Annotated in this window: 27 protein-coding genes and 1 tRNA gene; 13 read left to right on the top strand and 15 right to left on the bottom strand. The window is 57.9% G+C overall.

The window, feature by feature from the left end:
* Positions 1-28: 28 nt before the first annotated feature.
* Positions 29-796: a potassium channel family protein gene (locus K8R57_00345; GenBank protein ID MCE9586749.1), complete on the top strand. Its 768-nt coding sequence runs from the start codon at positions 29-31 to the stop codon at positions 794-796.
* 4 nt (positions 797-800) lie between these two features.
* Here K8R57_00345 and ftsY read toward each other — a convergent pair whose 3' ends face one another.
* The 6 genes from ftsY to K8R57_00315 form a co-directional block, all read right to left on the bottom strand.
* Positions 801-1,661: a signal recognition particle-docking protein FtsY gene (ftsY, locus tag K8R57_00340; protein MCE9586748.1), complete on the bottom strand. Its 861-nt coding sequence runs from the start codon at positions 1,659-1,661 to the stop codon at positions 801-803.
* On the bottom strand, positions 1,661-2,134 hold the full coding sequence (gene nusB, locus K8R57_00335; protein ID MCE9586747.1) for a transcription antitermination factor NusB: 474 nt from the start codon (positions 2,132-2,134) through the stop codon (positions 1,661-1,663). The genes ftsY and nusB overlap by 1 nt, the downstream gene beginning before the upstream one ends.
* A 6-nt stretch (positions 2,135-2,140) precedes the next feature.
* Entirely contained in the window at positions 2,141-2,626 is a 486-nt protein-coding gene (gene ribH, locus K8R57_00330; protein MCE9586746.1) for a 6,7-dimethyl-8-ribityllumazine synthase, read from the bottom strand.
* A 133-nt stretch (positions 2,627-2,759) separates the two neighbouring features.
* Positions 2,760-4,022 (bottom strand): bifunctional 3,4-dihydroxy-2-butanone-4-phosphate synthase/GTP cyclohydrolase II, encoded by a 1,263-nt coding sequence (locus tag K8R57_00325; protein MCE9586745.1) that lies wholly within the window; start codon positions 4,020-4,022, stop codon positions 2,760-2,762.
* Positions 4,019-5,194 carry a tRNA 2-thiouridine(34) synthase MnmA gene (gene mnmA, locus K8R57_00320; protein ID MCE9586744.1) on the bottom strand — a complete coding sequence of 392 codons (1,176 nt, stop codon included), beginning with the start codon at positions 5,192-5,194 and terminating at the stop codon, positions 4,019-4,021. The genes K8R57_00325 and mnmA overlap by 4 nt, the downstream gene beginning before the upstream one ends.
* A gap of 26 nt (positions 5,195-5,220) precedes the next feature.
* On the bottom strand, positions 5,221-5,751 hold the full coding sequence (locus tag K8R57_00315) for a hypothetical protein (GenBank protein ID MCE9586743.1): 531 nt from the start codon (positions 5,749-5,751) through the stop codon (positions 5,221-5,223).
* A gap of 199 nt (positions 5,752-5,950) precedes the next feature.
* Here K8R57_00315 and K8R57_00310 point away from each other — a divergent pair.
* Both K8R57_00310 and rpsT read left to right on the top strand, forming a co-directional pair.
* A tRNA-Met gene (locus K8R57_00310) sits at positions 5,951-6,025 on the top strand.
* A 45-nt stretch (positions 6,026-6,070) separates the two neighbouring features.
* Entirely contained in the window at positions 6,071-6,433 is a 363-nt protein-coding gene (rpsT, locus tag K8R57_00305; protein ID MCE9586742.1) for a 30S ribosomal protein S20, read from the top strand.
* Positions 6,434-6,532: 99 nt separating this feature from the next.
* Here the strand turns inward: rpsT and K8R57_00300 are convergent, their stop codons facing one another.
* Genes K8R57_00300 through K8R57_00265 form a run of 8 tightly spaced genes read right to left on the bottom strand, consistent with a single transcriptional unit; the run spans position 6,533 to position 14,206 of the window.
* The gene (locus K8R57_00300; GenBank protein ID MCE9586741.1) at positions 6,533-8,353 is read right to left on the bottom strand and encodes a bifunctional homocysteine S-methyltransferase/methylenetetrahydrofolate reductase; all 1,821 of its coding nucleotides are present in this window, start codon (positions 8,351-8,353) and stop codon (positions 6,533-6,535) included.
* Positions 8,354-8,370: 17 nt separating this feature from the next.
* Positions 8,371-9,174: an ABC transporter permease gene (locus tag K8R57_00295; GenBank protein MCE9586740.1), complete on the bottom strand. Its 804-nt coding sequence runs from the start codon at positions 9,172-9,174 to the stop codon at positions 8,371-8,373.
* Between the two features lie 19 nt (positions 9,175-9,193).
* On the bottom strand, positions 9,194-10,183 hold the full coding sequence (locus tag K8R57_00290; protein MCE9586739.1) for an ATP-binding cassette domain-containing protein: 990 nt from the start codon (positions 10,181-10,183) through the stop codon (positions 9,194-9,196).
* A 41-nt stretch (positions 10,184-10,224) separates the two neighbouring features.
* Positions 10,225-10,899 (bottom strand): 1-acyl-sn-glycerol-3-phosphate acyltransferase, encoded by a 675-nt coding sequence (locus K8R57_00285; GenBank protein ID MCE9586738.1) that lies wholly within the window; start codon positions 10,897-10,899, stop codon positions 10,225-10,227.
* Positions 10,899-11,555, bottom strand: coding sequence for a (d)CMP kinase (gene cmk, locus K8R57_00280; GenBank protein ID MCE9586737.1), 657 nt, complete (start codon positions 11,553-11,555; stop codon positions 10,899-10,901). Before cmk ends, K8R57_00285 begins: the two co-directional genes overlap by 1 nt.
* Positions 11,556-11,563: 8 nt before the next feature.
* Positions 11,564-12,871: a 3-phosphoshikimate 1-carboxyvinyltransferase gene (gene aroA, locus K8R57_00275; GenBank protein MCE9586736.1), complete on the bottom strand. Its 1,308-nt coding sequence runs from the start codon at positions 12,869-12,871 to the stop codon at positions 11,564-11,566.
* 8 nt (positions 12,872-12,879) lie between these two features.
* Positions 12,880-13,779, bottom strand: coding sequence for a prephenate dehydrogenase/arogenate dehydrogenase family protein (locus K8R57_00270; GenBank protein MCE9586735.1), 900 nt, complete (start codon positions 13,777-13,779; stop codon positions 12,880-12,882).
* A 10-nt stretch (positions 13,780-13,789) separates the two neighbouring features.
* Positions 13,790-14,206, bottom strand: coding sequence for a hypothetical protein (locus K8R57_00265; GenBank protein MCE9586734.1), 417 nt, complete (start codon positions 14,204-14,206; stop codon positions 13,790-13,792).
* 301 nt (positions 14,207-14,507) lie between these two features.
* Between K8R57_00265 and K8R57_00260 the strand changes: the two genes are divergently transcribed.
* A complete protein-coding gene (locus K8R57_00260) occupies positions 14,508-14,972 on the top strand; it encodes an RNA-binding protein (protein MCE9586733.1) in 465 nt (154 codons plus the stop codon).
* Between the two features lie 134 nt (positions 14,973-15,106).
* Here the strand turns inward: K8R57_00260 and pabB are convergent, their stop codons facing one another.
* Positions 15,107-16,345 carry an aminodeoxychorismate synthase component I gene (gene pabB, locus K8R57_00255; GenBank protein MCE9586732.1) on the bottom strand — a complete coding sequence of 413 codons (1,239 nt, stop codon included), beginning with the start codon at positions 16,343-16,345 and terminating at the stop codon, positions 15,107-15,109.
* Between the two features lie 89 nt (positions 16,346-16,434).
* Here pabB and K8R57_00250 point away from each other — a divergent pair, with 89 nt between their 5' ends.
* The 9 genes from K8R57_00250 (at position 16,435) to K8R57_00210 (ending at position 25,342) form a co-directional block, all read left to right on the top strand.
* Positions 16,435-17,133 carry an alanine and proline-rich secreted protein Apa gene (locus K8R57_00250; protein ID MCE9586731.1) on the top strand — a complete coding sequence of 233 codons (699 nt, stop codon included), beginning with the start codon at positions 16,435-16,437 and terminating at the stop codon, positions 17,131-17,133.
* Between the two features lie 38 nt (positions 17,134-17,171).
* Positions 17,172-18,410, top strand: coding sequence for a glycosyltransferase family 2 protein (locus tag K8R57_00245; protein ID MCE9586730.1), 1,239 nt, complete (start codon positions 17,172-17,174; stop codon positions 18,408-18,410).
* A gap of 27 nt (positions 18,411-18,437) precedes the next feature.
* A complete protein-coding gene (locus tag K8R57_00240; protein ID MCE9586729.1) occupies positions 18,438-18,920 on the top strand; it encodes a DUF309 domain-containing protein in 483 nt (160 codons plus the stop codon).
* A gap of 51 nt (positions 18,921-18,971) precedes the next feature.
* Positions 18,972-19,973, top strand: a complete 1,002-nt coding sequence (locus K8R57_00235) for a branched-chain amino acid ABC transporter permease (protein MCE9586728.1) — start codon at positions 18,972-18,974, stop codon at positions 19,971-19,973.
* On the top strand, positions 19,970-20,761 hold the full coding sequence (locus K8R57_00230; GenBank protein ID MCE9586727.1) for an ABC transporter ATP-binding protein: 792 nt from the start codon (positions 19,970-19,972) through the stop codon (positions 20,759-20,761). Before K8R57_00235 ends, K8R57_00230 begins: the two co-directional genes overlap by 4 nt.
* Before the next feature lie 20 nt (positions 20,762-20,781).
* Entirely contained in the window at positions 20,782-21,489 is a 708-nt protein-coding gene (locus K8R57_00225; protein MCE9586726.1) for an ABC transporter ATP-binding protein, read from the top strand.
* Between the two features lie 124 nt (positions 21,490-21,613).
* Entirely contained in the window at positions 21,614-21,970 is a 357-nt protein-coding gene (yajC, locus tag K8R57_00220) for a preprotein translocase subunit YajC (protein MCE9586725.1), read from the top strand.
* A gap of 82 nt (positions 21,971-22,052) precedes the next feature.
* Positions 22,053-24,350, top strand: a complete 2,298-nt coding sequence (gene secD / locus K8R57_00215; protein MCE9586724.1) for a protein translocase subunit SecD — start codon at positions 22,053-22,055, stop codon at positions 24,348-24,350.
* Positions 24,351-24,403: 53 nt separating this feature from the next.
* The gene (locus K8R57_00210) at positions 24,404-25,342 is read left to right on the top strand and encodes a sugar kinase (protein ID MCE9586723.1); all 939 of its coding nucleotides are present in this window, start codon (positions 24,404-24,406) and stop codon (positions 25,340-25,342) included.
* The last annotated feature ends 36 nt before the right edge of the window (positions 25,343-25,378 follow it).

Raw genomic sequence — 25,378 nt, 5'->3', positions numbered from 1 at the left:
AAATAAAGCCCCGAGACTACCCGGAATAATGCACCCCCTTCATCGCCATATCCTCAACCTAGCCGAGAGGCGTCACGTCATAGGTGGTCTGACGCTTCTCGGGTTATTCTATTTTGGCCCCTACCTGCCGACTGAGTTGATTGTGTTGGTTTTTCTTGCTGTCGCCTGCATGGCGGTGACAACCCATGCGGACACCATGAAGGTCGCCGTGGTGGCCTCGGGGAGTTTCCTCGTTTCCCTCATGGTTTATTGGCTGAACGGATGGAAGTCGCTAGCAGGTGAAGTACTCACATTCGGGCAGGCTACCGAGGAAGCCTCGGTGCTGATGGTGTTGGCCACGCTGATCTTCGGCACCATTTCGTGGATCAAGAGACTTCTGAACACCAAGAATGCCAAATTGGACAAGATCTTGGAGGCCTGCAACCTGTATGTCTGGATTGGGGGAACCTTTGCACTCCTCTACACCATTGTGGAGAGGATCAACAACCATGCATTCCGTCATTCGCAGTTCATGCCTGCGGGATCCGTTGTGCCGACGGTCTCTGAGTGGAGAAACGATGTTCAGCAGATGCTCTATTTCAGTTTTGTAACCCAGACCACTTTGGGCTTCGGCGATATCCTCCCTGCTACTCACATCGCACGCGTGCTGACAATCACCCAGGCGGTCATCGGTCAATTCTACGTCGCCTTAGTTCTGACCTATATCCTCAGTCTCTGGATTCATGACTTGGGAAGCCGTATTGAAAAAAAGGGCTCCTCTTCCGACTCGCAGGAAGGCCATCACAAACAAGGCTGATCTTTTATAACATCCGTTCCAGGAAGGAGGCGCGGTCAAAGAGGGCGAGATCTTCAGCTTGTTCCCCGGTCCCGATGAAGCGGGGGGTGATGCCGGTTTCCCGGGCAATCGCCACGGCGACGCCGCCTTTGCCCGAGCCGTCTAGCTTAGTAAGGATCAAACCGGTGAGAGGGGTGGCGGCATGGAATTCCCTAGCCTGCACAACGGCGTTGCTGCCGGTCGTGGTGTCGGCCACGAGGAGGACCTCATGGGGTGCGGTCGGGTCGATCTTGCCGAGGGAGCGTTTCATTTTCGCAAGCTCCTGCATCAGGTTCGACTTGGTATGGAGGCGGCCGGCGGTGTCACAGATAAGGAAGTCGGATTTCAGGCGCTTTGCCTTGGCAAGGGCATCGTGGCAGAGAGCCGCGGGATCGGCTCCGTACTCACTGCTCACTACCTCAATACCAAGGCGCTCACCCCAGGCCTTGAGTTGCTCGACAGCCGCTGCGCGGAAGGTGTCGGCCGCGCAGAGCAAAACCGAGTGGCCGCGTAGCTTCAGTAGGGCTGCGAGTTTGGCACTGCTGGTGGTCTTGCCTGTACCGTTGACCCCGACCATGAGGATCACAACGGGGCCTTCCGAGCCGGCTGGCATGGGGCTGAGATCTTCTCCTTTCTCCGGAAGATACTTTGAGGCCTCCTCACGGGCGGCTTCCAGAACGTTCTCGGAATGGAGGGTCAAACCTTTGCTGCGGAGAGATTCGAGGATGGCGGTCGCCGTGGGCGCGCCGAGATCGGACTGCCAGAGGGCAGCCTCGACCTCCTCCCAATCCACGGCCTGATGGGAGCCGGTGATACGGCCAAGGACGTTTTTAAGCCATCCAGCCATCAGTCTTCAGAGGGCTCTGATGACTCGATCGCCTCCCTCCCGTTCCTCGGGGAGGGGGTGCGGTCCGGGCGCTGGAGCGTTGACTTGATCTTGTCTAAGACCCCGTTCACAAAACGTCCCGATTCCTCAGTGCCATACTTCTTGGCAATGTTGATGGCCTCGTTAATCGAGACTACGGGTGGAATTTCGGCGCAAAAAAGCATCTCGTGAATCGCCAATCGGAGGATGTTGCGGTCAACGGCTGAGAGACGCTCCAGCTCGTAGTTCTGGGTGTGCTCGCGTAGTTTGATGTCGATCTCAGCGGAATGCTCGAGCAGGCCGCTCACCAGACCTTCGCAGAACCGGCGAGCCGAAGGACTAAGTCCCCGGAAGGCATAGAAATCCTCGAGGTCGGAAACACCCGCGCCCCCCCCCTGATCGCGCTGGTAGAGAAACTGGATTGCGGCCTCGCGGCCTTCGCTTCGTACTCCCATGATAGTTTAGGTTCCGGATGTCGTGAGGGCGGCAGAGGCGCGGATAACCTCGATGGCAGCGCGTGCAGCCTCGGTGCCGCGGTTGCTTTCGCTGCCCAGGCAGCGCTCCCGAGCCTGCTCTTCGTTCTGAAGCAGAAGCACACTGTGAATGATCGGGATGCCGGACTCGACCGACATCCGGCAAAGTGCATCGCTCACGGAAGAAGCTATCAGGTTGGCATGAGCGGTCTCTCCCTGAAAAATGACCCCGAAACAAATGACGGCATCGGGTTTGTTTTTTTGAATGAGCTGGCCGGCCAGATAAGGGATCTCAAAGGATCCCGGCGCATGAACGACGTGCGTCTTTGATTCCGGCTCAATCAGGGTGATTTCTTCGAGTGCCTTGGCCAGCATCGGTTCCACAAATTCCCCATTGTACCGGCTTGCTACGATCGAAATGCGGTTCGCAGCTTTGAACCCAAGTCGGGGTCTGGGTGGAAGTGGCTTAAGCATCTGGGAAAGAATGAAGGCTAAAGGATGAATTATGAAGGCTAAAGGGGATTTGGGGGATTGGTCATGGGAGATCAGTAATAGGGAGATTCGAGAGGATTGTTCTCCAGACACCCTATTTCCTAGAACCTATCACCTAGATCATGTGCCCGAGCTTCTTCTTCTTCGTGGAGAGATAGCGCAAGTTGTGCCGGTTGGGCTCGGAGCGGATGGGGACACGTTCGATGATCTCCATGCCGTAACCTTCAAGCCCAACGACCTTTCTGGGGTTATTCGTAAGAAGACGGATCTTGGTGACTCCGAGGTCCGCTAGGATCTGGGCGCCCGTTCCGTAGTCACGGAGGTCGGCCGGGTAGCCGAGGCGCTCGTTTGCCTCGACGGTATCGAGTCCTTCTTCCTGAAGCTTGTAGGCATGGATCTTTGCCGGCAGTCCGATCCCCCGGCCTTCATGACGCATGTAGACAAGGACGCCGTGCCCGCTCTCAGCAATCTGTGCTAGTGCACGGTGCAACTGGCTTCCGCAATCACAACGGCGGGAACCGAAGACATCGCCGGTGAGGCATTCGCTATGGACGCGCACGAGTGCCGGCTTCTTGGGATCAATAGGGCCCTTTACCAGGGCCAGGTGGTGATGGTTATCCACCTCGGCGCGATAGAGGAACATCTTGAAATCACCGAAATCCGTCGGCATCTCAATCTCCTGTTCCCTGCGGACGAGCTTCTCGCTCTTGCGGCGATAGGCGATGAGATCCCTGATCGAGCAGATCCTGAGACCATGCTTCTTCTTGAACTTCAAAAGATCGGGCAGGCGCGCCATCGAGCCGTCCTCATTCAGGATCTCGCAGATGACACCCGATGGGTCGAGTCCCGCGAGTCGTGCCAAGTCGACCCCCGCCTCGGTGTGACCGGCCCGTTTGAGCACCCCCCCCTCCGCGGCCTGAAGCGGGAAAATGTGTCCCGGTTGACGGAGATCCTTCGAGCCAGCTGTGGGATTTGCCAAAACCTTGATCGTCGCCGCGCGGTCGCGGGCGCTGATGCCGGTGGTTGTGCCGTGGGAGGCATCAACCGAGACGGTGAAGTCGGTTGCGTGGAGTTCCCGATTATGGGCCACCATGCGCTGGAGGCCAAGATGGGCAGCCCGGTCCTCGGTGATGGGAACACAGATGAGTCCCCTCCCGTGGGTCGCCATGAAATTCACTGCCTGTGGCGTGACTTTGGAGGCGGCCATGACGAGATCTCCTTCATTCTCACGATCCTCGTCATCGGTGACGATGACCATATGCCCCCTGCGTATCTCCTCGATCACATCGGCAATGGAATCAAAGGCGGAGGATTTGGCGCCTTTGATGGAAGCTCTTTTTTGAGGAGCTTTTCTTGGCTTCACAGGCAGTTTTTTCATGCGAGGGAGGAAGCGGAGATATCTTGAAGCATTGCCGGATCAAGGGTGGTGCGTCGGGCGATCCATCCGCCACCGATGACGCGATCGCCGTCATAGAAGACGGCGGCTTGTCCCGGGGTGACGGCCCGTAGGGGCTGGAGGGGGCGGATGACGGCGGTATCATTCTCCCCTGCGGTCACTTCGGCCAAGTCTCCCGAGTGACCATGGCGGACTTTCACCGAAAGTCTCCGTGGGGTTGAGGGTGCCTCTCCATGCCAGTTAGTCCGATTGACAAGGAACTCCTCGCAAAGCAGGTCCTCCTCCCCCCCCAGGACGACACGGCCGCTTGCGGCGTCGATATCGATGACATAACGGGGAGTTCCCGCCCCTCCTGGAAGACCTTTGCGCTGACCGATCGTGAAGAGTTCGATCCCATCATGCGGCCCGATGTGATTACCCTGCATGTCGTAAAAACCGCCCGGCTGAAAGGTCTCGCCGCGATCTGTGAAACGATCTTTGAGGAAGGCCTTGTAATCCTTGCCCGGCACGAAGCAGATCTCCTGACTATCCTCCTTATCGGCGACCTTGAGGCCCAGTTTGCGGGCGATGCTCCGGATTTCCTCTTTGGTGAGGGAACCGAGAGGGAAAAGAGCCCGTGCGAGCTGCTCCCGTCGCAAACTGAAGAGGAAGTAGGACTGATCCTTCTTGGGGTCGAGTCCTTTACGGAGGATCGGGGCCTTCAGCTTGTTATCTTTGTCTGTATCCTCGGGATGCTCGACGGAGGCATAGTGGCCCGTGGCTATGTAGGCCGCGCCCAGGGCGGTCGCCTTGTCCCAGAGGTTACCAAACTTCAGCTTCTCGTTGCACATGACACAGGGGTTCGGTGTACGCCCGGCCTTGTACTCATCGGCAAAGTAATCGATTACCAACCGCTCGAAGGGCACGGCTTCATCGATTACGTAATGGGGCACTCCCAGCGCATGGGCCACGCCGCGAGCATCGGCTATAGCCTGAGGGCCGCAGCACTTATCCTCCGCTCGGGACATGCAGTCCTGGGGCCAGAGTTTCATGGTGACGCCGATGACCTCCCATCCCTGCTCCTTCAGCAGATAGGCAGCCACGCTGGAGTCCACTCCTCCGCTCATTCCCACGACAACGCGTCGGGATTCGGATGATGGTGCAGGTGTTGTCATAGAATCAGGCTGTCGGGAGGAGATTCTTAGAAGATGAAACGGAGACCGGCGCGGGTGAGGCTCTCGTTGAGACCGTTGTTACCGAAGAGGTAACGGGAATCAGCGAAGAGGCCGATGCCGCGGTTGATGCGGTACTCAAGACCACCACCAACGTTGCCGTTGCCCTGGATCTGTGTGCCCCAGGTTGCACCACCGCCAACAAGGGCGTAAGGAGCAAGGTGAAGGCTCTCGATCGGGAGACGGGCGATCAGGTTGCCCTGAGTGCTGTTGTAGGTGTGGCCATTGCCATTGAGGCTGGTGAGGGTGTCGTCGATTCCGATACCAAAGTACTTCGTGAAGAAGTAGCTCAGGCCGAGACCGCCGCCGAATCCGTTGACGGATCCGCCCTTGTAGTTACCGGCAGCACCAGCTGCGAATACGTCGAGCTGGACTTCACCGGCACGGAAGAGATCTTCCTGAGGGGCGACGACAACTTTCTTGGAGGAGACTGCAGAACCGGCGAACGAGGTCGCTGCGGTAGCAATCACAACTGCGAGGAGTGTAAGTGTTTTGTTCATTTAGTTTTGGTTTATGGTTGTACTGACACGCTGAGTGGTAGGACCTATGCAGAAAGTTGTCAATAGATTAGTCGGGTATTTTTCCCTGCTTCCTATGTGACCGGAGGCAAATAAGTGCTTTGCTTAGTGGAGAGGAATCTTCACCGCTTCATATTCTCCCTTGAAGAGATGCGTTGAATTGGTACGCTTCGCCCTCATCGCCAGTATAGCTCAGCGGTAGAGTAGGGGACTCATAAGCCCTTGGTCGCAGGTTCGAATCCTGCTACTGGCACCACTCGACTATCCACCGTACCCACTCAAGACACCCAACACCTTTCCTATGGCAACAACCAAAGTAGTAGTCAAAAAAAGCAACTCCGAACTCAAGCGCAAGCGTCAGACTATCAAGCGCGAGGCCCGCAACACGAGCGTCCTGAGCCGTCTCAAGACCGAAGAGAAAAAACTACGTGCCGCCCTCCATGCTGGTGTCGATGAGGTGACAGCCCTCTACCAGAACTTTTCCTCCGCGCTTGATAAAGCCGCCAAGAAAGGGGCTATCCACAAGAATGTCGCTTCCCGTAAGAAGAGCCGTCTGAACACCCGTATTGCCAAAGGAGCCAAGCAGGTCGAGGCTCCCAAGAAAAAGACCGCGGTCAAGAAGGTGGTTGCCAAGACAAAGGCGAAGCTGAAGCCGAAGAAGTAAACTTCTTTCCGTTCTTTAGTTATTCTAAGCCCCTCTGCTTCGGCAGAGGGGCTTTTTTATTGGGAACATGCTCTTTCGAGCCCCGACTGCATTTGCGGATCAGCGTCCTCTGACGAATGAGGAGAGTTCCTCGGTGGTCTGATAGGCGAGGAAGGGTGTCATGAAGTAGACGCCCGGGAAGTGATCAAGCACGGAGCGAGTCACCTCCTTAGCGATGGCGACACCTTCCTTGCGTCCCTCAGCACCTTCGAGACCCTCCATCCGGGCCATGACGGGAACGGGGATCGTGATGCCGGGCACCTCGTTATGGAGGAACTTTGCCTGGCGTCCGTTGAGCAGAGGCCAGACGCCGATAAAGACCGGCACTCCGAAGTGAGCGGTCCGTCTCGCGGTCTCTTCGACCAAGGCGGTTTCAAAAACCGGTTGGGTCATGACATACCGTGCCCCGGCCTTGATCTTGCGCTCGAGGCGCTGGATCTGCGTGTCGAGACTCCGGGCGTTGGGGTTGAAGGTGCATCCCGCAATGAGATCGGGCCGCGCCTGCAGGTCGGTCCCGGCCAGCGTATATCCTTCATTCAGTCTGCGGATGATCTCCAGGAGGCCGACGGAGTTCACGTCATAGACGGAGGTTGCGTCGGGATGGTCTCCTCCCTTGGCGGGATCTCCCGTCAGGGCAAGCACATGGCGCATTCCCATCGCTGCCATGCCGAGGAGTTCGCTCTGGAGGCCGATCACATTGCGATCCCGGCAACTCACGTGCAGAAGGGGGGTGATTCCCCGTTGCTTCAACATTGCGGCTACAGCGAAATTGCTGACCCTCAGGATAGCGAGTGAATTGTCTGCCAGGGTGATGGCGTCACTTCCCGCCCGGGTGAGTGCTTCGGCGGCAGTGAAGAATTTTTCCAAAGGGAGTGTCTTGGGAGGATCCAGTTCCGTGACGATAACGGTCTTTCCCCCGGCGATCAGGTCGAGAATGCTTTTCTCGGTGGGTTCCGGGGCCGGGGGAGGTTCTAGACTGGTGACGACTCCCGTTGTTTGTCGTGTTGTCGGTTTGAGGCCTTGCAGCGCTTTGCTGAGCGCCTTGATATGAAGAGGAGAGGTTCCGCAGCATCCACCGACCAAGGCGGCGCCAGCCTCGGCCATCCGGCGGCCTAGATCGGCGAAATATTCGGGTGTCGTGCCGTAAGCGATGCGGCCTTCCTGATAGGTAGGCCGCCCGGCATTTGGATAGACGGCGAGAGGGCGGGCGGGTGCGATTTTTTCGACGAGGCGAAGCATCGCCTGGGGACCGTTCACGCAGTTCAGACCGACCAGGTCCGCACCCTGTTCACCAAGGGATTCCAGGACATCTCCGATCCAGGCTCCGCCGGGTAAGCGCCCGCTCTCGGGAGAGGCGATCAGGGTAATGACCGGCTTGTTGCCGAGTGATTTGGCTACTTGCAGTGCTAGCGAGAGCTCCTCGGGATCCTGGAAGGTCTCCAGCAGGATCAGGTCCGCACCTCCTTCGAGCAGTCCGCTGATCTGCTCTCGGAAAAGAACTTCTTGGTTCTGGTCGGCTTCCGCTTGGTGAGAACCAAGGGGGCCCACACTTCCGGCAACCAGGGCAGGCCTTCCGGAGGCATCCACAGCCTCCCGAGCCAAGCGGGTGGCCGCTCTGTTGATGTCGCCCACCCGTCCTTCAAGACCGAACGCGAATAGCTTGCGTGCATTCGCTCCGAAGGAGTTGGTGGTGATGAGTTGGGCTCCGGCCTCCAGGTATTCGCGGTGAATGGAGGAGATTGTTTCCGGTTGGGAGAGACAGAGCTCCTCAAAGCAGTTTCCCGCAGGAACGCCCCTCTCGGCCAGGAGCGTGCCCATCGCTCCATCACCGCAAAGCACTGCAGACTTCAGTTCTTCAAATAAGTCAGGCAGGTTCCCCATGGATAGGACGGTTTGACTCAGTTGCGCTTGGAGCGCTTGGCAACTAGGTTAACGCTGATCACAAACATCACGGCTGCAAAAAGCGCCGTGACGACGAGGCCTGTCAGATATCCGGCGGGCAGTGCCGTTCCGCTGGTCGCAGCAAAGGACGAACGGATTGCCGTGACCCCGTAGCTGACAGGGTTGAGCGCTCCGGCCCAGTAGAGCCAGCCGGTTCCTGCAGGCATGGGGAAGAGGGCTCCGGACATCATCCAGAGGGGCATCAGGAAGATGTTCATGATCGCGTGAAATCCCTGGGTTGAGTCCATAGGCCAGGCAACAAGGAAGCCCATCCCTGTCATTGCGAAGCCGACAAAAACGAGGGCGGGCAGGAGTAGGGCCGCCTGATGCCAACCGATCGGCAGGCCTGCCAGTGGGGCCAGCACGCAGAATAGCGCTGCCTGAAGGACCGCAAGGGTCGTTCCTCCCAGGAATTTTCCAAGTGGGATAGCGGCGGGGGATAGCGGCGCAACGAGTGCACCCTGAAGGAATCCCTCGCGACGGTCCTCAATGACCGAGATCGTCGAAAAGATCGCGGTGAAGAGCATGATCAGCACTAGCGTGCCGGGAAAGAAATAGGCGAGGTAGCTGCCCGTGGCGGCGGCGGAAGTCAGGGCTCCGGGATTGCGGAAGGAAGGTCCGAAGCCTGAACCGACAAGCAGCCAAAAGACAAGCGGAGTGGCAAGGGCCCCGATGATGCGGTTACGCTGACGCAGGAAGCGAATGACATCGCGCCACCAGAAGGCGAGGGCGGGAGTCCAGAGAAGGCGTGTGGGTTTCATAAGGAACTGCTTTGGCAACTCAGTGCTTCTTTTTCTTAACGGGCGCATTCATGTCGGGCTCCAGATCCTGATCGGCAAAGAGGCGCCCCGTCCTCGCGATGAAGACATCCTCTAAGGTGGGTCGGGCAATTCGGAGGGAGGTGATCTCTTTCGGGAATTCCCCGGCCAGCCGAGCTGCAAGCGCATAGGCCTCGACATGCTCGATGCGAACCTCTCCCTCCACGACTGTCGCGGGTATGCCGGTCTTCGAGGTAATGAGTTTGGCGAGTTGATCGGCTCCGGTTTCTTTGGAAACTCCGAGGCTGATCACATCGCCGCCGATGGCGGAGGTGAGTTCATCGGGAGTTCCAAGGGCGACAAGTTTTCCGGAACTGACTATGCCGACCCGGTCGGCTCGCGCCGCCTCCTCCATGAGATGCGTGGTGCAGAGAGCGGTAACGTTGTGCTCGTTTCGAAGTTTTTCCAGGGCAGCCCAGAGATCGAGGCGGGCTCCAGGGTCGAGTCCCGTGGAGGGCTCGTCGAGCAGAAGTACCTCCGGACGGATCAGGAGGCACTTGGCGATTTCAGCACGGCGCTGAAGTCCGCCGGAGAGGGTCTCGACAATGTCATTAAGTCGGTCCGTCAGGTTGAGGGCCTTTGTGGCCTCAATGATGCGGGATTCGAGTTCCGTTCCCGTAAGCCCGTAAAGGGCGCCGCCACAACGGAGGTTCTCCAGAATGGTCAGCTTGCCGTCGAGACTTGGTGACTGGAAGACAACGCCGAGTCGGGCCCTGACTTCGGCTGCGGCCGAAACGACATCATGACCCGCGATTTTAGCCGTACCCGAATCGGGCAGGGAGAGGGTCGCCAGGATTCGGAAGAGAGTGCTCTTTCCTCCCCCATTCGGACCCAGCAGGCAGAAGAGTTCGCCGCGGCGCACCTCGAGGGAGATTCCGTCAAGTGCACGGCGCTCGCCAAACGATTTCACGAGATCGTTGACAACGATGGCATGGGTCTTTGATTCGCTCATGAAAGTTAGAGATTCGGCATCGGAGGCGAGGATGGCAAGGCTTAGGAAGTCTGGGAAGATGACGAGAGTGATTCCAGGGATGACCCCGGAAGCGATAGGGCTCCGATCGCTTCCATGACACGATTGGAAAGATGCTGATAGAGAGCCCGGTCATCGCCACCATGGGTAGCTGGATCCAGTTCCTCGGGTGTGAAACGGATCGGGTTGCCTACCACTACGCTGATTGGAGTCAGGGAAACTTTTCCTGATCCCTTCGGAAAGGCCTCGTGGGAGCCGAAGATGCGCATCGGTTGCACGGGGGCTCGGGTCTTTGCAATGACCAGGCCGATCCCGGCCTTTGCCGGTTGGAGAGTGCCATCCACCGATCGCGTTCCCTCGGGAAAGAGGACGACGGCGTTGCCCGATTTGACCGTGCGGATCACGATCTTGAGCGCCGACATGTCATTACCATCGCGGTCGACGAGGATGACATTGATATGGGGGAGAAGCTTTCCCAGCAAGGGGATCTGAAGAAGGGTTTTGCGGGCGAGATAATAGACGCCCCGTCTTGAGCAGATGCCGACCAGCGGGGGATCAAAATAGCTCTGGTGATTGGAGGCAAGAATGAGAGGTCCCTCTTCGATCATCCGCTCCGGATGAACCGCCCGGAAGCTGAAGAAGAAACGCGCCGCGATCTTCGAGAGCGTGTACCAGAAGTAGTAGGTGAAGCTCATCATCAGCCGGTGGTCAGCTCTGGAAGATGAAGATGGTCCAGTACCGTCTGGATTACTTGATCCAAGGTCAGGTGTGTCGTGTCGATGACAATGGCGCCCGGCGGAATCGTCAGTGGGGCGGTCGCGCGGGTTGAGTCGAGTCGGTCACGTTCATTCACTGTATCGATCGCTCCCTCACTGGCACGACGGCGGGCACGTACCTCGGGAGAGGCGTCGAGGTAGAATTTCCATGGGGTCTCCGGAAAGACAATGGAGCCGATATCGCGACCTTCCATGATCAGATCATGGTTTTCCGACAAGGCGCGGAGTCTGGCATTGATGAAATCACGCACGGCAGGCACTGCGGCGATTACGGAGACCGTGGCCGCCACCTGTGGATCCGAAAGGTGAGGCGTGGCATTCTCCCCATCCAGTAGCAGGGAGACGCCTTTTGTTGGGTCTTCGTCTTCAAGGAGTGTGAGTTTGCGCCTGGCTACCCAGCCGACCAAAGAATCGGATGAGTCGGAGGAGACCTGATCGCGCACGGTGCCCCACGCGATGGCCCGGTAAAAGTGTCCTGAGCTGACAAAGAACCAGCCCAGGGCAGCGGCAACTCCCCGGGAGACGCTGCTCTTCCCGGAGGCGGCGGGACCGTCGATGGCGATGACGCGTCCGGCCATGGGATTATTCAGGCGGCCAGTACCGACTCAAGCGTTGAGCCGAAGGTCGGATAGGAGGTGGCCACGCATTCCACATGATTGATGACTGTCTTCCCCTCGGCGAAGAGTCCTGCGATCGCAAAAGCCATTGCGATGCGGTGATCGTGAAAGCACTCAAGTTGCGCGCCTTTGAGCGGGTGCCCACCTTCGATCACCATGCCATCCTCTGTCTCGGTAACGGGTACGCCCATGGCCCGAAGATTTCCGGCGACTGCGGCAATGCGGTCGGTCTCCTTAACTCGAAGCTCCTTGGCGTCACGGATGATGGTTGTGCCTTGGGCTAGTGCTCCGGCCACCGCAAGGATGGGAAGTTCATCGATGACATTCGGAATCTCGGCCCCCTCGATCACGGTGCCGTGGAGTTCGCGGCCAAGCACTCGGACAGTGCCAAGTGGTTCGGCTGCATTGGGGTCTACTGGTGTGGTCTCGATCGTTGCCCCCATGCGACGGAGTACTGCAATGACGCCGGTGCGAGTGGGGTTCAGTCCGACGCCAGGCATCGTGACATCGGATCCCGCTTTGGCTGAAGCGGCCACAAGCCAGAAGGCGGCGCTTGAGATGTCGCCCGGCACGGCAAAGTCTCGGGCCTTGAGTTGTTGGGGGCCCTTGAGGGCGATGCGGCGGCGACCGTTAACGTCAGCTTTCCCGAGATCCAGTGAAATACCAAACTCTTGAAGCATCCGTTCCGTGTGATCTCGGCAGGCAGCAGGTTCCACGACGCTGGTCTCCCCCTCGGCTGAGAGACCCGCGAGCAGGATGGCGCTCTTCACCTGGGCGCTGGCAACAGGCATCTCATAGTGGAGGGGTGTGAGCTTCCCACCCTCGACCACTAGGGGAGGTTTCCCCTCACCCCCTTCGGAGTTGAAGCGAGCCCCCATCTCGGTGAGCGGCTTGATGACCCGTCCCATTGGGCGCTTGGAGAGTGAGGCATCGCCGGTAAGTCGGGAGCTGAAAGGCTGGGCGGCCAGAATGCCGGAGAGAAGGCGCATGGTGGTGCCGGAGTTGCCGCAATCGACATCAGTGGCCGGTGCGGTGAAGTGGCCTCCCTTGCCTTCCACGACAAAGGTGCCGGTGCCGGCGCGCTCGATGTGGGCTCCGAGCGATCTCATCGCATTGACAGTGGAGAGGCAGTCCTCGCTCTCGAGGAAACCGGTGATCGTGCTCCGCCCCTCTGCAAGAGAGGCGAACATGGCGCTTCGATGCGACATGCTCTTGTCTCCCGGAATAGTGATGGTGGCACGGATCGGGCCGCAGTGATGGACAGTGAAAGTATGCATGAAAATTTCTAGGCTGCGCGTTCGGGGGGAGGGAGTGGAAGCGCATCGCGATGGTGCTTTGCCCTCTTCAAAAAATCGAGAAGCGAGTCGGGGTTTTCATCCCCGATCGCGGTGGCCATCGATTTCAAGAGTTTGGACATTTCCCGTAGGGCTGCGGCAACTTCCGGGCCGTTAGAGGTAAGGATTCCTGTCCAGAGCTCTGGGTTGCTTGCGGCAACGCGTGTGGCGTCACGGAAGCTGCCCCCAGCCAGTTGCTGGGATCCTTCCGGAAGCGTATCGATGACAAGATTTATCAGGGCGTAGGCTAGGGCGTGCGGCAGGTGGCTGAGTCGCGCAACCAGACGGTCGTGTTCGACAGGGCTCATTATCGTGACGGCACAACCAAGGTCCTGCCAGAATCCTCTTACCTTGCCGAGGGCACTTTGACCGCTTTCACGGGAAGGAGTGACAAGGCAGGAAGCCCCCTCAAACAGGTCTTCGCGTGCGGCTCCGAGCCCTGCCCGTTCGCTGCCGGCCATCGGGTGGGCGCCTATGTAATTTTCCCCCAGAATCGGGGTGAGTTGATCGACGATACAGGCTTTCACGCTTCCTGCATCCGTGATGACCGCCGTAGCCGAAAGTCCTGAAGCCATACTCCTCGCCAGCCCTTCCATGCTGCCGACCGGGGTGCAAAGCACGACGAGATCCGCTGCTTCAACGGCAGCCGCCGGGTCAGTGGAGACAGAATCGGCTAGACCTCTGCTGGTGAGTTCATTCAAGGCTTCTTCGTTGCGTGCCCAGGCCGAAATTTTAGTGCCTGGAGAGCGGCTTCGAAGAGCCATGGCAATCGAGCCGCCGATGAGCCCAGGACCTAAAATGGTGACGCGTCCGGCGGGAGCCGTATCGTTCTTGACTGCCGGAGTGCTCACGCGGAGCGGATCAGGGAACCAGAAAAACCTTTCCGGAGTAGGGATCCTTCACCTCGGAGCCAGGAGGGAAACCGCGGACATCCACATAACCGGCGGTTGGTGAGTGGGGGCTGGTCACAAAGCCGGGCTTTCCTGGGACGGGGGTTCCGTAAGGGAGATCGCGGGGGGCGGCCACGGGAACTGGAGTCGGAGTGGCAAAGGGATTGGCAGGGCTGGAGATCGCATTGGTCACCGCGCTGTTGGTGTCGGTTACACTCCCGTCAACGAGAGCAACTCCATTGGTCGAGGTTGAGGTGTTTATCTCTTGGGAATCGGTAACGGTGGCGGCACCATGCTTCTTCCTTGGAGCCGGCGTCTCGTTGTCAGCGCATCCCACCAAGATTAGGACTAGGATAAGGGGGAGTAAGCGAAGTGATCGTTTCATCATGGTGAAGTCCATAGGTGATCACTCATTTGTCCCGTGACTTCAATGTTTTTCAACCGGAATCAGGATTTTGACGGAGTGAACCGCTTATGACCAAAGTGTGAAGAAAGCGTCACATTGATAAATTCTGTTGCCAAAGTGACCCCGCATCACCATAGCTTGAAGTCGAAGTTCGATGATAGCGATTCAGGCAATGCAGGTTCCCCGCTGGTCGGGAGGACTGCTCCACGTATCCTCAGGTGAGGAGCTGGTGCATTCCAAGAAGTAGCCGTCAGCGTAACAGGAACCAACAAAAACAAGCAGTATGAAGTTATATATCGGGAATCTTCCCTTCTCAGCAACCGACGCTGACCTCCGCGAGGTTTTCGGCGCTCACGGCACTGTCACAGACGCAATCGTCATGATAGACCGCACGACCGGCCGCTCACGCGGATTCGGATTCATCACCATGAGCACCGACGACGAAGGTCGCGCGGCGATCACGGGACTCAGCGGCGCCGACATGGGTGGCCGCAATCTCACCGTCAATGAAGCCCGTCCGATGGAGGATCGTCCTCGCGGTGGTGGCGGAGGCGGCGGTGGATACGGTGGCGGCGGCGGCGGAGGCTACCGTGGTGGTGGCGGCGGCGGAGGTGGTGGCGGCTACCGTGGAGGCGGCGGCGGCGACCGTGGTGGTAGCGGCGGAGGCGGCTACCGTGGTGGTGGCGGCGGCGGTGGTGGCTACCGTGGTGGTGGCGATGACCGTGGCGGACGTCAGGACTACCGCTAAGTCTTCTAAAGTGTCACCCAGTCCCTGAATGGGGACTTTTTCAATCAAAGGCCCGGGAGGAAACTTCCGGGCCTTTTTTATCTGCCGATGGCTGCCCGGCTCTTGACGACTAAGGCTGGCCGCGCCTTTTATCCCTACTTATTGACAGCCTTTGCCGCCATAAGGATCCCAGCAGCCTTATGGAGGGTCTCCTCCCATTCTTTTTCCGGATCGGAGTCGGCTGTGATGCCCGCGCCAACATGAAAGGAGGCCTCTCCATCGCGGATCACAACCGTACGGATCGCTATGCTGAACTGGCTCTCCCCATTGTAGCCGAAGTAGCCGATGGCTCCCGTGAAAAGACCGCGCGGTGTCGGCTCCAGTTCACTGATAATCTCCAGGGCTCTTTTTTTTGGAGCTCCTGAAATCGATCCTCCCGGGAAGCAGGCTGCCACCGCAGCAACCTGCGAGACGCCCTCCCGAAGCTTGCCCTCGACAGTCGAGACGAGGTGGAAGACCTGCGCGTAGCGTTCCAGTTCGGCAATCCGGGATGTTGTCACACTGCCGTATTCGCAGATACTTCCCAGATCATTACGCTCCAGATCGGTAATCATGATCAGTTCCGCAAGTTCCTTGGGGGATGATTGAAGCTCCAAGGCCTCGCGTTCATCGGCTGGGATCGCATCACGTCGGGGTCTTGTTCCCTTGATCGGGCGGGTTGAGATTGTACGTCCGCTGATCTTGAGGAAGCATTCGGGGGAACTGGAGAGGACCGCCTCGTCTCCGAGTCGGAGGTAGGCTGAATGAGGAGCCGGGGATGCCTCGCGCAGCGCCAGATAGAGAGGCCAGGGATCAGCTCCAAACGGAGCGGAGAAACGATGAGAGAGGCAGACTTGGTAGATGTCTCCAGCGGCAATGAATTCGCGGGCCCGGGATACCATCCGAAGATAAGACTCCCTCCCCGTATCCGACTGGAAGTCCACGATCGGAAGTTGAGCGGGAGGGATCTGTATAGAGGTTGGCTCTCCAGAGTTTTCTTTCCTCACTGTTCCCTCGGATAGGATCTGCGGGGCATCGTAAAAACCGAAGCGAAAGGATCCGTCGAATCGGAAGTAACCGATGGCAGCTCCATCAGGTGCCCCGATTTTTCCGGGCGGCCGCTTTCTTGCCGCGAGCTCCCTTTCGATAAGGTTCCAGTCCGAGGCCTCTCCTACGAGGACCAAGTCTGGATTCGATGCCAGCAGGGACATCTCCTTCGAGCCCTCCAGCGAGCTATCCAGAGCGGAGTCCAGCCAGACAAAGCCGTTCCTAGTCCGGAGTTTCGTTGCAATCTCCGGAAGGCATGGTTTTTCATGCGAAGTTGCGGTGGAGGAAAGAGGCTGCGTCACGTTCATGCTCGGCACATCTTGCCATCACCTCGCATTTTTGGTTCTTTGACAAGAACTTGGCTCTCAAAGAGCTTTTCCCTTAATCCTATCTTCTTATGAAACACCGATTCCTTATCTGCGTATTGATCACCCTGGGAGGCACTGCCGCCTCAGCGCAAGATCAGGCAACAACGAGTGCTCCCTCCCTTTTTTCTCCAGCCCCCGTTGCCGCCCCGGCGTCCAATGCTCCCGCACCAGTCAATGCCGCCACCTCTGAAACAAATGCTCCTGTGCCGACTACCGTCGATCCGCTGGCCCCTGCGGCCAACTCCGGGGCCGGCTCCCCAGGGCAAAACCCTCCTCAGAGCGATCCCAACTCTCTGATCCCGCCTCCGATCGAGCCGTCACAACCCTCCCCGATTAATGCAGCCGGCAATGAGGAGAAACAGCGTCAGGATCAGAAGGCCAAGTATTATGCGGCCAAGGTGAAGGCCGACAAGGAGGAGACTCTTGCTTCCCTTCTCACCAAAAGCGATAAGGCAAAGAGCGACGAGACGAAGCGCGAAACCCTCCGTGAATACTACGACCTGCTCGCTAAGCGGATGAAGAAGATCGACCCCTCGATCTCCGATTGGATAGATACAATGCACGCAGCCTATCTTCGTCGCCTTCAGCAGATCCGCGTTGAGCCCAGTATTCCTACGGGTCTTCCGCCAGCGGTCAATGCAGCCTCCGGGGCCTCTCCTTCGCCGTCACCCTCAGACGCGTCGGTTCAGCACAGAAAGAAGAAAAAAGCGGACTCTAATAACAACTGACGACTAAGCTTGTTTTTTTAGCGGCCTCACGCAAAACCATGCAGGGGTTGATCCATCTCCTGCCACAGTTGTTCATCTGGGGTCTTCTGCTCCCCTTGCTGACGCTCTGCTTCGCACATTGCCTCATCAACATGAGGCTTCTGAGGAGGTTGAAGCCGACGCCCTCTGGGGAGATGGGGAAAATCAGGATTCAGGATATCTCCGTACTGGTGCCGGCTCGCAACGAGGAGCGTAGGATCCGCGACTGTCTTGCTTCACTGATTGCACAAGAGCCCCCGGTCCGGGAGATCATCCTGCTCGACGACCGCTCCACGGATCAGACTGCCGCGATTGCCCGGGAACTTGGATTTAGGGAAGAACGGGGAAGCCGACTCAGATTGCTTTGTGGTGAGGAATTGCCCGAGGAGTGGGTTGGGAAAAACTGGGCCTGTCATCAGCTTTCGCAGGCCGCGTCCTTAGAGAGCGGGCATCTTCTCTTCACCGATGCAGACACGACACATTCCCCTGTATGCGTTCGGACGGCGCTTGCCCACGCCGTTTCCACAAGGGCCGATCTTCTTTCTCTCTGGCCGGATCAGATCACGGGCACTTGGTCGGAGAAACTGGTGATTCCCCTCGGGTACCTGCTCTTCATGGCCTTTCACCCTTTTCCCATCCTGACCTGGCTGCAGGCCAATCCTGGTCGTGTCGCGCGATGGGGCCTCTCTAGGAAATGCCTCGCCTCCATGGGGGCGGCGAACGGGCAGTTCCTGCTGTTCCGGCGGGATTCTTACCGGCAACTCGGCGGCCATGAGGCGCTGAGGGATCATCTGGTAGAGGATATCGCCTTCGGCCGCAGGGTCGCGGCCCGCACGGGCGAGGGAATGCGCCTAGTGAATGCCGATGGTATCGATCTTCTCAGATGTAGGATGTATTCTGGCTTCTCGGAACTATGGGAAGGTTTTTCCAAGAATCTCAGGCCTGTCTTTGAGGAATCTCATGTCGGTTTTGCTCTTTTCGGAGTGGTGATTTTCAGTCTTTTTCTGCTCCCATTCCTGCTGCTTCCCTTGCGTGGGTCTTTGCTCTCCGCGGCTTGGATAGCCGTGATCCTGATCATGGGAATGCGATTTATGATCACCATGCGATTTCAGACTTCATGGCTCGGCATCATTGCCCATCCCTTCGCGGTGATCCTCGCTCTGCTAATCGCACTGAATAGCTGGAGGCTCTGCCACGGTACTGGCGTGAGTTGGAAGGGACGCAACTATTCCGGGAAAACACGTTCCTCTTTTAACTGAGGCCCTATTATTCTTCCCATCGAGCGCATGAAAAAATCCGAGCGCATGGAGTCCTTTGTTCAGGGATTGGAGGCGAGCCGGGAATCCGAATTCTTCGATGCCTGCTATCTTGGCTATTTTGAGTGTTTCAACACTCAGCGCTACTATGAGGCTCATGATGTGCTGGAGCATCTCTGGTTGAAGGATGGCCGGGATGCACCCGATTACGCCTTCTACAAGGGACTCATTCAACTTGCCGGAGGATTTGTTCATCTCCGCCTCCAGCGCCTGCACCCAGACCATCCGAAGCATGGCCAACGGTTGCATCCCGCACGCAGACTTTTCCTCCTTGCTGAAGCGAACCTTATTTCTTATGGCCCCTGGCATCAGGGGCTAGATCTTGTGCAGGTGCTTTCTCTCTGCGGGCAGATGATCAGGTGTTTGGAGCAATCCGAGTTCACCGAAAACCCATGGACTCCCGACTTCTCTCCAGTGCTGCCGAATCCCGTTGTCAGAAAAGGCTCCGATTGAGCACAACTTGAGGCTAATTTTCTTAACGTGTTCCGTTCCTATCACGCCCGCATCAAGAATCCGCGTCTCGCTCTGGCCGCCGGGATCGCCTTGGCGGTGCTCCTCCAACTCTGCGGGGGATGGATCGATCCCTACACGACGCAGGTGATCCTCTTTGCCGCGATCAATGTGATCCTGGCAGTCAGCCTGAATCTGGTGATGGGTGAGACGGGCCAGTTCTCCCTCTGTCATGCCGCCTTCATGGCGGTCGGTGCCTACACCTCGGCGCTGCTGACCGGCAAGGCGCTGCCGGCATTGCTTCCCCATCTCTCGTGGACGGGCACTTCTTGGGCCTCGCAGTTGACCTTCCTTCCCGTGCTGATTATCGCAGGTCTGATTGCGGCCTTTGCGGGTCTGATCGTGGGTGGGCCATCGCTTCGTCTGAGGGGAGACTATCTGGCGATGGTCACGCTGGGCTTCGGCGAGATTATCCGGGTCCTACTCCAGAACACTAATGCCGTTGGAGGGGCGCGCGGCATGGAGGGGATTCTGCCAGCGACGAATCTCTTCTGGGCGATTGGGTTTGCCGCGGTGACCCTCTACTCGATGATCGCCTTGGTTCGATCGACCTACGGCCGTGGATTTCAGGCAGTACGTGACGACGAAATCGCCGCTGCGGCGATGGGGATCAATACGACGCGCTTCAAGGTCACAGCCTTCGTGATAGGAGCCTTCTTTGCCGGGGTAGCCGGCGCTCTCTATGCCCATGCTGTCGAGTTTATCAGTCCTGAGGGGTTCAACTTTCTCCGCTCCTTCGAGATCATCGTCATGGTCATTCTGGGCGGTCTTGGCAGGCCGGTGGGGGTTGCTGTTGCGGCCATCCTGATCACACTGCTCAACGAGTGGTTGCGCGATCTTTCCCAGTACCGGATGGTCGTCTACGCGCTTATTATCATCCTTTTCATGATCTTTCGCCCGACAGAATCCCTAGGTCCTTTTTTCCGCAGATTTCTGCCTAAGCTGCCTAAGCTTCCTATGGGAAGAACTGGAACCAAGCCCGATAACGCCTCATGAGTGCTGGAGATTCTCTGCTTGAGGTTCGGAACTGCTCCCTCCGCTTCGGAGGTATCGCTGCTCTTACTGATGTCTCGATCAAGATTGAGGCTGGCGAGTTGCTGGGATTGATCGGCCCGAACGGAGCCGGCAAAACCTCGCTATTCAATATCCTGACCGGTGTTTACAGGCCGACCAAGGGTGAGATTCTCTTCGAGGGGGAGCATGTCGCGGGATTGCCGTCGCATGAAATCAACACGCTCGGCATGGCGCGAACGTTCCAGAACATCCGTCTCTTCGGCTCACTTGATGTGGGAATGAATGTCCGGACCTCGTTTATCGCCCGGTTGCGCCATGGCCTTATCAATACCGTGCGCCGAGGGAGATCATTCCGCAGTGAGGAGGAAGAGATCCAAGAGGAGGGACACCGACTGCTTTCCTATTTCGGACTCGAGCACGCGGCGCTCCATCCGAGCCGTAGCCTTTCCTACGGGGACCAGCGTCGTCTGGAGATTGTGCGGGCTCTTGCAACCAAGCCTCGTCTACTGCTGCTGGATGAACCCGCTGCGGGAATGAATCCAACCGAGAAGGAGGAACTAAAACGTCTGATCGCCCGCGTGCGTGATGAATTCGGTACGGCGGTGCTGCTTGTCGAGCATGATATGAAGGTCGTCATGGGCATCTGTGAGCGCCTCTATGTGCTGGATCAGGGGAAAGTGCTCGCTTCGGGAACACCCGAGGAGATTCGCGCCAATCCCAAGGTAATTACGGCCTATCTCGGGGAAGATCACGGGGAGGTTGTTGGATGATCCTTAATTCTCTTCATCCGATGCTGGAACTCTCCGGACTGGAGGTATGCTACGGCGGGATTCGTGCGCTAAATGGCCTCTCACTGAAAGTTCCCAAGGGCAGCATCGTCACCCTGATCGGAGCCAATGGCGCCGGTAAATCAACAACGCTTCGTACGATTTCGGGACTTGTTCCCTCCTCTGCGGGATCGATCAAATTCGATGGACGGGAGATCGCCGGATGGCCTGCTCACAGGATTGTCGCCGACGGACTCGCTCATGTCCCTGAGGGGCGGTTGGTTTTTCCCGATCTGTCGGTGAAGGAAAACCTGATGATGGGGGCTTATCTCCGGCGGGATCGCAAGGAGATCGGTGCCGACCTGGAATGGGTCGGTGAATTTTTTCCACGGCTCAAGGAACGCATCACCCAGCGGGCAGGCACACTCAGCGGTGGGGAGCAGCAGATGCTCGCGATCGGACGCGCCCTCATGGGAAGGCCTCGCTGTCTCATGCTCGACGAGCCCTCGCTGGGGATAGCGCCCCTGCTCGTGGAAACCATCTTCGAGCGCTTGGTCTCCCTGAACAAGGAGAGGGGTATGACGATACTGCTTGTTGAGCAGAATGCCTCGCTCGCCTTGAAAATCAGCAATTATGCCTATGTCCTAGAGACCGGTCACATCCATCTGGAGGGTCCCTCCGCCGAGATCAAGAGCCGCCCCGAGATTCAGGCTGCCTATTTGGGGCACTGACAGCTCGCAGGCATCAAAGGGGATCAAGAGGCTGTTTTTGTATCCCCTTCACCCTCTTCTTCACCGTGAATCTCTCTTTTGAGTCCTTGCTCTTGAGGGCACTCCTAGGTTACCAAGAGTAGCTATGGTTTTTTCAGCAACAGCCCTTTTAATCCTTGATGCCGCCTCCACCGCTGGAGCTCCGGCCCCTAATCCCATCACCCAGTTCGCGCCGCTGATCTTTATCGGCGTCATCTTCTACTTCCTTCTGATTCGTCCCCAGCAGAAGCAGCGTAAGGAGCAGCAGAAGCTTATCGCATCGATCAAGACGGGAGACAAGGTGGTAACCAGCTCGGGAATCCACGGTATGATCTCTAACGTGAAAGAGCGCACTGTCCTGCTGAAGGTCGCCGACAACGTGAAGATCGAGATCGACAAGGCTGCCGTTGCCACTGTTCTGGACCGCTCCTCCGAGGAAACCACGGAGACTCCGGCATCCTAATAATTTCCCCAATTCTCCGCGATCTTCGCTGACAGCACCCAAGACAACCTGACGTCCTGACGCCCCAACCTCCCCACGCTAGATGACGCCACTGCTCACCTTTTTCTTTGGACTTCTGATTCTAGGTCTCTTTGCCTGGTACTTTTCCGCAGAGAGTGACGGCAAGAAGCGCTGGCTAGGTGCCATCCTGACGATCCTACTTCTGCTCTTCTGCCTCGATTCGGCGACTCCACCTGCCAAGAAGATTCATCTCGGGCTCGACCTGCGCGGCGGCACCTCCTTTCTCCTGCAGTTAGTTCCGCAGAATGACCAGCCGATCACGGCCGATATGCTTCAACAGGCAGTCGAAGTGATCCGCAAGCGTGTCGACAAGTTCGGTGTCAGCGAGCCTGTGATTGCTCCGCAGGGTTCCAGCAGGATCCTTGTGCAGATTCCAGGCCTCGACCCCGAGCAGATTCAGTCCACCAAGGAGCAGCTCCAGCAGGTGGCGAAGCTCGAGTTTGCAGAAGTCCATCCCAATTCCGCCGCCCTCATCGCTCAAATCGATAAGGGTGAGGCGATCCTGCCGCCAGGATTCCTTATCAAGGAGCACGCCCAGAACTACCAGGGCAAGGAGATCACCGAGCGCTTGCTCGTGAAGAAAGAGGCTGACCTGACGGGCGAGCATGTGACCAAAGCTTTTGCTTTCTTTGATCAACAGGGTTACGGGGTCACGCTCAATCTCGACGGCGAGGGCGCCAAGACCTTCTTCGAACTGACTCAGCAACTGGCTCCTCATCAAGGACGGCTTGCCATCCTGCTGGATGGTAAGATCCAGAGTGCCCCTTCAGTGAAGAGTCCGATTGCCGGAGGTCAGGCTCAGATCACTGGAAATTTCAAGGAGAAGGAGGCCCGCGAGCTAGCCAGTGTCCTGGAGAACCCTCTCCGCACCCCAGTGACGATCGAGGAGACGCGCAGTGTCTCCCCTACGCTTGGACAGGACTCGATCCGCAGCGGCATTGTCTCGGGTATTGGGGGCCTCGCCCTTGTGATGCTCTTCGTTCTCTTCTACTATCGACTTGCCGGATCCGTGGCTCTGATCGGGCTCTGGATCAACATCATCCTGCTCTTCGGAATGATGGCGATGTTCCATTTCGTCCTGACCCTGCCTGGCATCGCCGGCATTATCCTGACGATCGGCCTCGCCGTGGATGCCAACGTGCTGCTGTATGAGCGCTTGCGCGAGGAACTCGGCGCCGGCAAATCGCTCGGAGCGGCCCTCGACGGAGCCTACAACAAGGCCTTCAGCGCCATCTTCGACGCAAATGCTACAACGCTCATCACGGCAGGCATCCTCTTCTGGCAGGCCTCCGGACCTGTACGCGGCTTCTCCGTCACACTGATGCTCGGCATCGTTGCCTCGCTCTTCTCGGCGATCCTCTTCACACGCACCGCGTTCCGTTGGATGATGAAGTATGCTGGGTTGAAGCGCCTCACGATGGCCAACCTGGCGCCGAGCCATCAGTTCAACTTCCTGGGCAAGCGGGTAATCGCTGTTTTCATCTCCGTCATCCTGATCGGTGGATCAATTGCCTTCTTTGCGGTGCGCGGGGCCAATAACTTCGGCATCGATTTCCGAGGAGGCGATCTCCTTGTCATCGACTCCAAACCGGCCCTGAAAGTAAACGAGGTTCGCGCTGCGCTTGAGTCGCTTCACCTCACCGAGGAGACGATCCAGATGGAACAGGCTGGGACCCAGCAGATGATTGCCATTCGGAGCGCTGAGGACACCTCCGGCAAGATTTTCGAGAAGCTGAAGGTGACCTTCACTGACCATAAACTCGTTGCCGCCCAGCAGGAAAAAGTTGGCGCCCAGATCGGTCTCGAATTTGCCAAAAAGGCACTCCTCGCACTCGGCCTCGGTATGGTCGGCATTCTGATTTACGTGACGCTTCGCTTCGAGTTTTCCTTCGCCGTCGGCGCACTGGTGGCTCTACTCCACGATGTGATTATCACGGTTGGCGTCTTCTCCCTCACCGGTGGCGAACTCTCGCTTGTGATGGTGGGTGCGATCCTGACGATCGCCGGTTATTCGATCAACGACACGATCGTCGTCTATGACCGTATCCGTGAGGGGCTCCGCAACCGCACGGGCGGTAGCGTCGAGGCCCTGATGAACCGCAGCATCAACGAGACCCTCGGCCGCACGATCTTGACAGGCGGCATGACGCTGCTCTCTGTTGCGACCCTTTTCTTCTTCGGTGGAGCTGTGCTCAAGGATTTCGCCTTCGCGATCTTGATCGGGATCCTGGTCGGAACGTACTCCTCGGTCTTCGTGGCCTCGCCGATCGTCCTCTGGTGCTCCAAGCTTGGGGCCAAGAAAGCCGCCGCCGGCAAGTGATGTTCCTCCTGCAGCCGTTTTAACCTTTATCCTTTAGCTTTCACCCTTTCCCTATGTCCCTGCTCGTCCTTGGTTCCATCGCCCTCGATACCGTCAAAACACCGCTCGAGGAACGCGCTGATATACTCGGCGGTTCCGCCTCCTATGCAGCCGTGGCAGCCAGTTTCTTTTCCCCGGTGAATCTTGTGGGAATTGTCGGCGATGATTTTCCGAAGGAAGACATCGGGTTTTTCAAGAGTCGGAACATTGATCTCACGGGGCTTCAGGTTGTTCCCGGAAAGACCTTTCGCTGGTCGGGGGAATACATGTGGGACATGAATCAGCGCGAGACTCGCTCGGTCGAGCTGAATGTCTTCGAGAACTTCACCCCCGACCTGCCCGAGTCATACCGTTCGGCCCGGATGGTCCTGCTGGGCAATATCGCCCCGGCACTCCAACACCATGTGCTCGATCAGTTAATCCGTCCCCATTTCGTCATCGCTGACACGATGGATCTCTGGATCAACATTGCAAAGGAGGAGTTGGTGCGCCTGATCGCTAGAGTCGACATGCTGATCCTTAATGATGGCGAAGCGCGTGAACTGACCGGTGAGACCAGCCTGATCAAGGCGGGTCGCCGTATCCGCGAAATGGGCCCTTCCATTGTGGCCATCAAGAAGGGAGAGCATGGTTGCCTGCTCTTCGGCAATGGTCAGTTCTTCAGCTGCCCCGCCTATCCCCTTGAGGATATTCATGATCCGACGGGTGCCGGGGATTGTTTTGCCGGTGGTCTGGCTGGTTATCTGGCCAGCCGCCATCTCAGTGATGACGATCTGAGCGAGAAAAAAGACATCCCGTTCGAGTATCTTCGCCAGGCTGTCGTGGAAGGAAGCGTGCTTGCGAGTTTTAATGTCCAGTCCTTCAGCATGGATCGACTGAGGACGGTAACGAAGGCCGAGATCGCCGAGCGCTACGAAATCTTCCGTACGCTGAGTCGGTTCGAAGCCATCTGATCCATCCCTGTCGACGCGTGTTGGTGCGGATGACCT

The organism is Verrucomicrobiota bacterium, assembly GCA_021413925.1.
GTDB lineage: Bacteria > Verrucomicrobiota > Verrucomicrobiia > Chthoniobacterales > UBA6821 > UBA6821.
This window is presented reverse-complemented; position numbering and strand designations above follow the sequence as displayed.

Excerpts from the sequence above, each read along its gene's own strand:
- K8R57_00345 (MCE9586749.1), top strand. The coding sequence starts at position 29 with ATGCACCCCCTTCATCGCCATATCCTCAACCTAGCCGAGAGGCGTCAC.
- ftsY (MCE9586748.1), bottom strand. The coding sequence starts at position 1,661 with ATGGCTGGATGGCTTAAAAACGTCCTTGGCCGTATCACCGGCTCCCAT.
- nusB (MCE9586747.1), bottom strand. The coding sequence starts at position 2,134 with ATGGGAGTACGAAGCGAAGGCCGCGAGGCCGCAATCCAGTTTCTCTAC.
- ribH (MCE9586746.1), bottom strand. The coding sequence starts at position 2,626 with ATGCTTAAGCCACTTCCACCCAGACCCCGACTTGGGTTCAAAGCTGCG.
- K8R57_00325 (MCE9586745.1), bottom strand. The coding sequence starts at position 4,022 with ATGAAAAAACTGCCTGTGAAGCCAAGAAAAGCTCCTCAAAAAAGAGCT.
- mnmA (MCE9586744.1), bottom strand. The coding sequence starts at position 5,194 with ATGACAACACCTGCACCATCATCCGAATCCCGACGCGTTGTCGTGGGA.
- K8R57_00315 (MCE9586743.1), bottom strand. The coding sequence starts at position 5,751 with ATGAACAAAACACTTACACTCCTCGCAGTTGTGATTGCTACCGCAGCG.
- rpsT (MCE9586742.1), top strand. The coding sequence starts at position 6,071 with ATGGCAACAACCAAAGTAGTAGTCAAAAAAAGCAACTCCGAACTCAAG.
- K8R57_00300 (MCE9586741.1), bottom strand. The coding sequence starts at position 8,353 with ATGGGGAACCTGCCTGACTTATTTGAAGAACTGAAGTCTGCAGTGCTT.
- K8R57_00295 (MCE9586740.1), bottom strand. The coding sequence starts at position 9,174 with ATGAAACCCACACGCCTTCTCTGGACTCCCGCCCTCGCCTTCTGGTGG.
- K8R57_00290 (MCE9586739.1), bottom strand. The coding sequence starts at position 10,183 with ATGAGCGAATCAAAGACCCATGCCATCGTTGTCAACGATCTCGTGAAA.
- K8R57_00285 (MCE9586738.1), bottom strand. The coding sequence starts at position 10,899 with ATGATGAGCTTCACCTACTACTTCTGGTACACGCTCTCGAAGATCGCG.
- cmk (MCE9586737.1), bottom strand. The coding sequence starts at position 11,555 with ATGGCCGGACGCGTCATCGCCATCGACGGTCCCGCCGCCTCCGGGAAG.
- aroA (MCE9586736.1), bottom strand. The coding sequence starts at position 12,871 with ATGCATACTTTCACTGTCCATCACTGCGGCCCGATCCGTGCCACCATC.
- K8R57_00265 (MCE9586734.1), bottom strand. The coding sequence starts at position 14,206 with ATGATGAAACGATCACTTCGCTTACTCCCCCTTATCCTAGTCCTAATC.
- K8R57_00260 (MCE9586733.1), top strand. The coding sequence starts at position 14,508 with ATGAAGTTATATATCGGGAATCTTCCCTTCTCAGCAACCGACGCTGAC.
- pabB (MCE9586732.1), bottom strand. The coding sequence starts at position 16,345 with ATGAACGTGACGCAGCCTCTTTCCTCCACCGCAACTTCGCATGAAAAA.
- K8R57_00250 (MCE9586731.1), top strand. The coding sequence starts at position 16,435 with ATGAAACACCGATTCCTTATCTGCGTATTGATCACCCTGGGAGGCACT.
- K8R57_00245 (MCE9586730.1), top strand. The coding sequence starts at position 17,172 with ATGCAGGGGTTGATCCATCTCCTGCCACAGTTGTTCATCTGGGGTCTT.
- K8R57_00240 (MCE9586729.1), top strand. The coding sequence starts at position 18,438 with ATGAAAAAATCCGAGCGCATGGAGTCCTTTGTTCAGGGATTGGAGGCG.
- K8R57_00230 (MCE9586727.1), top strand. The coding sequence starts at position 19,970 with ATGAGTGCTGGAGATTCTCTGCTTGAGGTTCGGAACTGCTCCCTCCGC.
- K8R57_00225 (MCE9586726.1), top strand. The coding sequence starts at position 20,782 with ATGCTGGAACTCTCCGGACTGGAGGTATGCTACGGCGGGATTCGTGCG.
- yajC (MCE9586725.1), top strand. The coding sequence starts at position 21,614 with ATGGTTTTTTCAGCAACAGCCCTTTTAATCCTTGATGCCGCCTCCACC.
- secD (MCE9586724.1), top strand. The coding sequence starts at position 22,053 with ATGACGCCACTGCTCACCTTTTTCTTTGGACTTCTGATTCTAGGTCTC.
- K8R57_00210 (MCE9586723.1), top strand. The coding sequence starts at position 24,404 with ATGTCCCTGCTCGTCCTTGGTTCCATCGCCCTCGATACCGTCAAAACA.